The organism is Synechococcus sp. WH 5701, assembly GCF_000153045.1.
In the GTDB taxonomy this organism is placed as follows: domain Bacteria; phylum Cyanobacteriota; class Cyanobacteriia; order PCC-6307; family Cyanobiaceae; genus Regnicoccus_A; species Regnicoccus_A antarcticus.
The window spans coordinates 1-1,197 of record NZ_AANO01000115.1; the positions used below are offsets into that span (position 1 = coordinate 1).

The window sequence follows — 1,197 nt, forward strand, 5'->3', positions numbered from 1 at the left end:
ACAAATACTGAGTTTGGCAAGGTTGTTGATCCTAGAAACTAAGGGCGTGAAAGCACAAGTCATTAGGTTCGTGAGAAGAAAACAACAGACATCGGAGCAGAACTAGGTTACGACAAAATCAAAAAGCATACGATTCTTGATACAGAGCGGGAAGACACATTTAAATCGTGATGCGTCTTCTGGAAAAGCGGGATTGTCGAAATCTTATCTCAAGACGAAGGACAGAACTCGAAACACAACAGGCGCCTGGACTCAAACAGACGAAAACAAAATGATTACATTTAAAACAGGCTCAATCACTATTTTTCCAAGCTTAGCGCCAAAGGTTAATTAAGAGAATCACACAATCTTCTAGATCAATTCTTCGATAGCAATTTTGCACGGAACGAATCGTGCCCAGGCATTAGGGATTACATTCAGTAAATCTCAAAGCCAGTGGAAAATCAATGGTGATTCAACATTGCTACAGCTCGAGAGAGAGGTACATCAACAAGCTCGTCTAACAGGGAAATCGCAGCTAAGAATCGAAGTCAATGGCTGGATTAAATACCCTCTTTTCAATCCGGCACCGCCAAGCTGGGTCGTGGGCAGTTCAAATATTTCTAGCGAGCGACATCATATTCAATGTCTAAAAAAGCAAATCATTGATGCTTGTCTATGCCCACTCAGCAATCTGCCTGGCGAAGCACAAAATCTAGAAATAATTCCACTCAAACTACCTGCAAACTCAGCCCTAGTGGTGCTCAAAAAAAATGTACACCAAGAGAAAGTTCAGACTCTCGCTAGAATACTCTTGCAAAACTAGTCAAAAAAATACATCTATATAAGAATGCAATTCCGACACCCATCAACTACAATATTTGATAAGGAATAGAAATAAAACCACTGATACACATCAATCGATTGAGACAAGCGTCAGGGCAGAATGGGGCCATGAACGTGACGCTTCCGAGTCGAACACTGCTGCTCCTTGCCCTGGCAGCACCCCTACAAGCCGCTCCGACCTATGTGCCTTGGCCAAGCCAAGGTGTATTGAAAACGCTGCAAAAAGAGGCCTTTCTCTGTTCGCTGAACAACAGCCCAGACCAGTGCGAACGTGCACGCCAAGGTGCCGATGAGCTGATGGATCACCCGCGTCTCCCGGCGATTTGCAAAGACGTTCTTTGGAGACTCGTCAAGGAATCGCGTGTAGCAGCA

General features: G+C 44.4%; 1 protein-coding gene. It reads left to right on the forward strand.

What is annotated here, in order from left to right:
- Positions 1–933: 933 nt before the first annotated feature.
- Positions 934–1,197 (forward strand): hypothetical protein (locus tag WH5701_RS18225; protein WP_071934155.1); only part of this gene is annotated, 264 nt, incomplete at its 3' end.